At 66.8% G+C, this 7191-nt stretch carries 7 protein-coding genes and 1 pseudogene; 5 read left to right on the forward strand and 3 right to left on the reverse strand.

What is annotated here, in order from left to right:
- Positions 1-130: 130 nt before the first annotated feature.
- The 3 genes and pseudogenes from ETD85_RS58575 (at position 131) to ETD85_RS67150 (ending at position 2842) form a co-directional block, all read left to right on the forward strand.
- Positions 131-949 carry an alpha/beta hydrolase gene (locus ETD85_RS58575; RefSeq protein WP_138698463.1) on the forward strand — a complete coding sequence of 273 codons (819 nt, stop codon included), beginning with the start codon at positions 131-133 and terminating at the stop codon, positions 947-949.
- Between the two features lie 869 nt (positions 950-1818).
- Positions 1819-2367: pseudogene (locus tag ETD85_RS67805) on the forward strand (amidohydrolase family protein); the annotation flags it as partial.
- 154 nt (positions 2368-2521) lie between these two features.
- Positions 2522-2842, forward strand: coding sequence for an amidohydrolase family protein (locus tag ETD85_RS67150; protein ID WP_138698464.1), 321 nt, complete (start codon positions 2522-2524; stop codon positions 2840-2842).
- Between the two features lie 333 nt (positions 2843-3175).
- Here ETD85_RS67150 and ETD85_RS58590 read toward each other — a convergent pair whose 3' ends face one another.
- Positions 3176-3814: a TetR/AcrR family transcriptional regulator gene (locus tag ETD85_RS58590; RefSeq protein ID WP_138698465.1), complete on the reverse strand. Its 639-nt coding sequence runs from the start codon at positions 3812-3814 to the stop codon at positions 3176-3178.
- A gap of 72 nt (positions 3815-3886) precedes the next feature.
- Between ETD85_RS58590 and ETD85_RS58595 the strand changes: the two genes are divergently transcribed.
- A complete protein-coding gene (locus ETD85_RS58595) occupies positions 3887-4273 on the forward strand; it encodes a nuclear transport factor 2 family protein (RefSeq protein ID WP_206059562.1) in 387 nt (128 codons plus the stop codon).
- 2 nt (positions 4274-4275) lie between these two features.
- Positions 4276-5718: an MFS transporter gene (locus ETD85_RS58600; protein ID WP_138698467.1), complete on the forward strand. Its 1443-nt coding sequence runs from the start codon at positions 4276-4278 to the stop codon at positions 5716-5718.
- Positions 5719-5980: 262 nt separating this feature from the next.
- Here the strand turns inward: ETD85_RS58600 and ETD85_RS58605 are convergent, their stop codons facing one another.
- Both ETD85_RS58605 and ETD85_RS58610 read right to left on the reverse strand, forming a co-directional pair.
- A complete protein-coding gene (locus ETD85_RS58605; RefSeq protein WP_240780118.1) occupies positions 5981-6844 on the reverse strand; it encodes an SAM-dependent methyltransferase in 864 nt (287 codons plus the stop codon).
- Positions 6845-6978: 134 nt separating this feature from the next.
- Positions 6979-7191 (reverse strand): transposase (locus ETD85_RS58610; protein WP_138698468.1); only part of this gene is annotated, 213 nt, incomplete at its 5' end.

The following is a 7191-nucleotide window of genomic DNA, read 5'->3' on the forward strand; positions in this document are numbered from 1 at the left end:
CAACCAACCCCCAACCCGACACAACCACAAACACCATCCCCAACCCCGCATAACGCCAGGGGCGAGTAAGTCATCAGGATTTCTCGCCACGCCCCTTCTGTGTAATCGAGACTTCGTTCGAGGAGCGAGCATGAGTGATTCACGCACATACAAAGTCGCCGGAGTCCGAGGACTCAACATGGTTCGAGAATGGCCCAACGACCAAACGCGCTATGTGGCCATCCTGATCCACGGCTACGGCGAGCACATGGGCCGCTACGAGCATGTGGCCGACCGGCTCGTTCGGCATGGCGCCGCTGTTTACGGCGTGGACCACGTCGGTCACGGCAAGTCAGAGGGTGACCGTGCGCTGGTCGTGGACTTCGAGGACGTGGTCACCGACGTGCACGCGCTCGAGGAACGTGCCCGGGCGGATCATCCCGGCGTTCCCGTGGTAGCGATCGGCCACTCCATGGGCGGCATGATCGCCGCTCGCTACGCCCAGCGTTACGGCACCGGCCTGACCGCGCTCGTGCTGTCTGGGCCTGTGATCGGCCGCTGGGATCTCGTGTCCACACTGCTCTCCTTCGATGAGATTCCCGATATGCCCCTCGACCCGGCCATGCTGTCTCGCGATCCGTCGGTGGGAGCGGCGGCCGCCGCCGACCCGCTGGTGTGGCAGGGGCCGTTCAAGCGGGCCACGCTGGAGGCATTCGCCGAGATGCTGACCACGATCGCCAAGGGCGGTACGTTCGGGGCGCTGCCGACGTTGTGGCTGCACGGGGAAGACGACCAGTTGGTGCCGCCCGGTCCCAGCCGGGACGGGATTGACGCCGTGCGGGGGAGCGACCTGACGGAGCGGATCTACTCCGGCGGCAGGCACGAGGTGTTCAACGAGACCAACAAAGAGGAGGTCTTGGATGACGTCACTTCTTTCCTCGACCGCGCCCTGACCGTGCGCAACCCGTAGCATCCTCTCGCCGCCCCGGAAGTACTCAGCGCGCTCCCGCCCGCCGAACCGTCCGCCCGGTGTCCGAGCATGGCACCGTCCGGCCGGTCGGCGTCAGCGCTGTGGATCGCTTAAGTGTCAGCGTGCGAGGAGTGAAGCCTGCCTGAGGCCGCGTTTCGAGAAGGCGAATCTGATGCCCGCGCCTGGCCGGGCCGTTGCCGGTTCGACCCACCATGCTGTTCCGGGCCGCATGCCAGTTTGATCGGTGTGCCGTCCGGGAGCGCGGCTTTGAACCTGCAGTGGCCCCTCGCCGACCATCCCCCGCACAATCTCGACGTCCCTTCCTATGGGTCATCGTCTGACCACCTGGGGGGAAGAATGCTCACCGTGCGCAACAGCAGTGAGCCGGGCTGCTGTACGTCTTCTGGCATCCATGACCGGCTGCGCACTTGTTAGCAGGTGGGCGACCACGTGCGCGGAGGGATTTCCGCTCAGAGGAAGCTGTGCAACGAGATGGCTGCCCGGTGGCAGTCAATCTGCTTCGGCAGCTCAATGGGGCGCGTTTGCTTTCGAACCTTCATCCGTGAGGGGTAAATCACGGGAGTGGCGCGGTCGTCATCTGCTTGAAGCCTGAGTCGTGTTGGTCTGGTGGAACCAGGTGCTGGGCGAAAAGCTGAAGAGGGGATTTGCAGTGAGTCGTCACGGTCGCGCGGACGCGGTCGCCCCGGCGCACGGGTCGTCGGGTGAATTTGCTGTCCACGTCGGTTCAATGTTCGACGGGTTCACGATGTCGGGGCCGGCGACGGCGCATGTGTGGGGAGGCCGCATCACGGCCGTGGACCGGACGGGTTCACGGCCGTCCGACAGGCGTGTGGTCGACCTGGGTGCCGATGCTTGCCTTCTGCCAGGTCATCGACACCCACACGCATCTGGCCTTCGATGCCGGGGAGAACCCGGTGGAGTCGTTCGTCGCGGCGGACGACGAGCAGATGCTGACGGGCATGCGGGCAGCGGCACGCACGGCACTGCTTGCGGGGATCGCCACGGTCCGAGACCTCGGCGGCCGGGACTTTCTCGCGCTGACAATGGCGGAGGAGACTCTCAAGATGCCGGAGGCTGGGCCTGAGATCCTTGCCGCCGGGCCACCGATCACCACGTTTGGCGGGCACTGCCACTTCATGAACGGCGAGGCGGAGGGTCGCGACCAGCTCATCGACGCAGTTCGCGAACGGCACGCCCGCGGCTGCGCGGTGGTCAAGATCATGGCGAGCGGCGGCCAGATGACCCGGGGTTCGCACTCGTACGTCTCGCAGTACGGCCAGGAGGACCTGCGGACCGTCGTCGACGAGGCCCACCGTTTAGGCCTGCCGGTGGCCGCTCACGCCCATGGCAACGAGGCGATTGCGGATGCCCTCGCCGCCGGGGTGGACACGTTGGAACATGTAAGTTTTTCGGGCGAGAACGGGATCGATGAGGACGCTGCGTTGGTGGAGCGTCTGGCCGGTAGCGGCACCTTCCTGAGCCTGACGTTGGGCTTACGTGGGACGCTGCCGCTCGAGGTGCAACAACACCGCAAGCCCCCGACTCGACAGCATGCGGAGAGTACATCGCGCACTGGTGAGGTTGGGCGGCCGGGTGGTCGTTGGCACGGACGCCGGCATCTTTCCGTCGAAGCCGCACGACGTCCTGCCGTACAGTGTCGAGGATTTGAGGAACCTGGGCTTGTCTCCGGTGGCGTCGTTGGCCGCGATGACCAGCCAGGCAGCGATCGCCTGCGGTGTCGAGGGCCGCAAGGGCCGCATCCGTGCCGGCGCCGATGCCGATCTCCTCGTCATCGGCGGCGACCCCATCCAGGACCCCGCCTCCCTATGCGATGTTCGCGCGGTCTTTCGCGCCGGCTCTCGGGTGCGGTGACAGCCACCTTCGCTTGGACTGTTGAGCCTTCGGGGGTCCAGGGGATGGACGCTCGCAGGCGACCGTCGTCGGCAGGCCGGGCACCAACCTATAGCCGCGCGGACGTTTCGCCGACCTTGCGGCGTTCGGCGTCACCCGGGACCGACGGCGCAACCCAGTGCCACTCGGGTGCGGCACCAGATGAGCCGCGAGGCGACAGCAGCACGTTGCGGTTCCAGGTCCTCGGCGCGCGCGCGCCCACAGCTCGGCGAGCACCTGGCCGATCCCGGCGTCGGCCGCTGCGGCGTTGATCTACGCGGAGCGATCAACTAGCTCGCGGCGGCTGCCTGCACTTTACTTCTTCGCAAGGCTCACGCCGACGAGCTTGATGAGGAACCGGTCGACCTGGTCCTCCAAGGGCGGTAGCGTCAGGCCCGGTTCGTTCACCCGCATCGACACCGCGCCGTGCACTGCTGCGCGCAGGTCGAGCGCGACCGCGGCGGCCGCGCCGGCAGGTGCGAGCCCTGCGTCCATGCACCGCTGAACAGCAGCCGTGGTGCGCGTTCCCAGCTCCTCCTTGAACGCCAGATGCTTGCGCCGGTTGAGCGTGCTCTCATGCAGCACCTTGTACAGGCCCGCGTGATCGCCGACCCAGGTCCCCAGAAACAACATGCGCGCTCGTAGCCGCGCCACCGGGTCGCCTGCCGCCGACTCGGCCTGATCCAGGGCGCGCATGAGGTCTCGGGTGCACTGCTCCAGCGCGGCGAAGACCAGCGCGTCGCGGTCGGCGAAGTGAATGTAGACCGAGGTCGCCGCGATGCCCACCGTACGAGCGACGGCGCGCAGGGACAGCGCCTCATCGTCCCCCAGCTCATCCAGCATCCGCAGGGTGGCGTCGACGATGTCGCGGCGTAGCCGTTCCCCCTGACCACGCGGATTGCGGCCCCGCGTGGGGGAAGCCGGCGGGGACGAGGGCGAAGATGCGGCGTCCATGATCCATATTGTATTGCAACAATCGTTGCCCTACAGTCGTAGCGCTACGGTTGTTCACTTATGGGAGACGACATGGATCCGAAGCTCGAAATCAACAAGCAGACCGTCTTGGCCTTCTACGAGGTGGGCCTGAACCAGAAGGACTTCGCCGCCGCATCCAAGCTCATCGGCGACCGGTACGTGCAGCACAACCCCCGGATCGCGGACGGGATAGAGGGCTTCGACGCCTTCCTCGGCCAGTTGCGCAGGGACTTTCCCGCGCTGCGCGCCGAGGTCAAGAACATCTTCGCCGAAGGCGACTTCGTCATCGCGCACGTGCACGGCGTGCGCGTGCCAGGACAACTCGGCACGGCCATCGTCGACATCTTCCGGCTCGACGCGAACGCAAAGATCGTCGAGCACTGGGACGTCATGCAGCCAATCCCCGAGACCGCCGTCAACCACAACGGAATGTTCTAGCCATGACCACCACAACCGGCTCCACCCGGCATCCCACCGACGCAGCCTCGCCCGACCCTCGGCGCTGGTGGGCGCTGGCCACGGTCGCGACGGCCCAGCTGATGATCGGCATCGATATGACGATCATGAATATCGCGCTGCCGTCCGTGCAGAGATCGCTGGAACTGTCGGATCCAGCCCGCCAGTGGGTGATCACGATCTTCGCCCTGGGCTACGGCGGCCCGCTACTCCTGGGCGGCCGGCTGTCGGATCTCATCGGCCGCAGGCACAGCCTGATGATCGGGCTGACCGGGTTCGCCCTGGCCTCCGCGCTTGGCGGCGCGGCGACCGGCCCGGCGATGCTGCTCACCTCCCGGGCCCTGCAGGGCATCTTCGGGGCGTTGCTGACCCCGTCAGTGTTGGCGACCCTCGCCGCCACCTTCCCCGCGCCCGCCGAGCGCGGCAAGGCGTTCGGGATCTACGGCACTGTCATGGGCAGCTCCTCCGGCCTGGGCGTCGTGCTCGGCGGGGTGCTCAACAACTACCTCGACTGGCGCTGGTGCCTGTACGTGCACCTGCCCATCGCCCTCGTCGCCGGAGTTGGGGTGCTCTATGCCGTCCGTCCCGCGCCACGCGCGACTGGGGTACGGGTCGACATCGCCGGGGTACTGCTGGTCACCACCGGCTTGATGGCCCTGGTCTTCGGCTTCGCCCGAGCCGAATCCGACAGCTGGGGCGCGGCGAGCACTGTCGGGTCGCTGACCGTCGGCGTCCTGGCGCTGGCCGCGTTCGTCTGGGTGCAACGTCGGGTCGCCGGGCCGCTGCTGCCGCTGCGGGTGGTCCTGGACCGGCGTCGGGGCGGTTCCTATCTAGCGGTGTTGAGCTTGGCGATGGGCATGTTCGCCGCGCTGTTCTTCCTCACTTTCTATCTGCAGAACGTGCTCGGCTATTCGCCGGTCAGAGCGGGCCTGGCCTTCTTGCCCCTCACCGCTGGGCTCATGGTGGGTGTACGGGTGGTGAGCCGGCTGCTGATGCGCGTGCCGGTGCGATTGCTTCTCAGCCCCGGGCTGCTGACGATCGCGGCCGGTCTCGTGCTGCTCGGGCTCCTGCGGGTCGACAGCGGCTACTGGCTGCACGTGCTCCCAGTCTTCGTACTGGTCGGCCTCGGGGCCGGGTGGGTACTGGTCACCGCCAACAGCACCGCGACCTTCGGTGCCGGAGCCGACACCGCCGTAGCCGGCGCCACGGTCATGACTTCTCAGCAGATCGGCGCCTCCCTCGGCACCGCCCTGCTCAGCACGATCGCCGGGACGGCCGCCGCCGGCCATCTCCACGCGCATCCCACCTCAGCCGCCCAGGCGGCCGTTCACGGCTTCAACGTGGCCAGTTTCGGAGCGGCGGCCTTCCTCTGCGTGGCCGCACTCGCGGTCTTCCTCATCACGGGCTCGAAGAACGCCCAGCGTTGACGGATAGTGGACGCGGACTTCTCCAACCGGCACCTGCCGACAGGGCCGGACCGCGCTCGCAGAGATCGACGATAAAACGGTGCGCTGACACGGCTGCTGCCATTTCAGCAAGGAGAACCCTGATGACCACGCTCTCTCCGTCTGTCGAGCAGCTCACCTGCGCTGGCCGCGGCCGGTCGCACCCACTTACCCCGCCTCGGCACCGACATCCCCGACTCCAGACGGGGCCTTCAGCCAGCCTATGCAGACTGTCGGAGTGTGGTCACGGTTTGAGGGCCACACCGCCGTGCGCGTCGATGAACGGCGCTTTCTCCTCGCCCTCCGGCCGCCAATGCGTGATCGGCGCCAGCCCCGGCTCCACCAGGTTCAGCCCGTCGAAGCACTCGGCCAGTTCCTCCAGCGAGCGCAGATAGTACGGGACCGCTCCGCTCTCGGCCAGTTTGTCGCTGCCCTCGGCAACCGCCTCCCCCGTCGCCGTACCGTCCCACAGCACCATGGCGCTGCCGGATGGCACTGCCTGCACGACCTGGTCGATGATCGAGCGCATCACCTGCAGATCTTCCACGTAGCCGAGAACGCCCATGAACATCACGGCGATCGGTCTGGTGAAGTCGAGGACCTTGCGGGCCTCCGAGATGATCAGCTCGGGTGCGTGGTAATCGCCGTCGATGTAGGCGGTCACGCCCTCGGGCGAGGTGCTCTTGAGCAGCGCGCGGGCGTGTACGAGCACCAGTGGGTCGTTGTCGACGTAAACGATGCGTGCGGTGGGGTCGAGGGCCTGGGCGACCTCGTGGGTGTTCTGCATCGTCGGCAGGCCCGTGCCGATGTCGAGGAACTGGGAGATCCCGGCCTCGGCTGCGAGGTAACGCACCGCCCGGATGAGAAACCGGCGCGACTGCACTGCCATCTGGACGATCTCTGGGTAGACCTTCGCCACAGCATCACCCGCGGCACGGTCGGCCGCAAAGTTGTCCTTGCCGCCCATCCAGTAGTTCCAAATACGGGCGGCGTGCGGGACCTCTGGCTGAATCTTCGCGGCAATGTCGGAGCGATCGTGGCTCATCAATGGGCTTTCTGTCGGAGAGGCGATGCAGCTTCGCGCGAGAAGATCATACTTGCTCAGCACGCGACGTACCGGGCCATCGTGACTTTCAGCCGAATCTGGCGTGGAACCCCGGGCGTTACGCGCGGGAGGAAACGGCAGCGCGGGAGGGTCTGCAGGCATGGGCGGTGCTGTGACGGCTGGTGTGCGTGAGCGGCTCAGCCTGGTCGTTTCTGGTTATCGATGTAGTCTTTGGTGATCGACAAGGGTGCGCCGCCGCAGGGGGCGGCGAAGTAGCTGGGTGACCAGAGATGCCCGCCCCGGAGATAGCGGCGGACATGAGCGGTGTACTCCTTGCGCAGCAGCCGAGCGGAGACGCCTTTGAGCGAGTTGACCAGCGTCGAGAGTGTGACGGGCGGGTGGGGAACCAG

The organism is Nonomuraea zeae, from assembly GCF_005889725.1.
Lineage (GTDB): Bacteria > Actinomycetota > Actinomycetes > Streptosporangiales > Streptosporangiaceae > Nonomuraea > Nonomuraea zeae.

Bases quoted from the DNA above. Each gene is read 5' to 3' on its own strand.
- ETD85_RS58575 (WP_138698463.1), top strand. From the start codon at position 131: ATGAGTGATTCACGCACATACAAAGTCGCCGGAGTCCGAGGACTCAAC.
- ETD85_RS67150 (WP_138698464.1), top strand. From the start codon at position 2,522: ATGCGGAGAGTACATCGCGCACTGGTGAGGTTGGGCGGCCGGGTGGTC.
- ETD85_RS58590 (WP_138698465.1), bottom strand. From the start codon at position 3,814: ATGGACGCCGCATCTTCGCCCTCGTCCCCGCCGGCTTCCCCCACGCGG.
- ETD85_RS58595 (WP_206059562.1), top strand. From the start codon at position 3,887: ATGGATCCGAAGCTCGAAATCAACAAGCAGACCGTCTTGGCCTTCTAC.
- ETD85_RS58600 (WP_138698467.1), top strand. From the start codon at position 4,276: ATGACCACCACAACCGGCTCCACCCGGCATCCCACCGACGCAGCCTCG.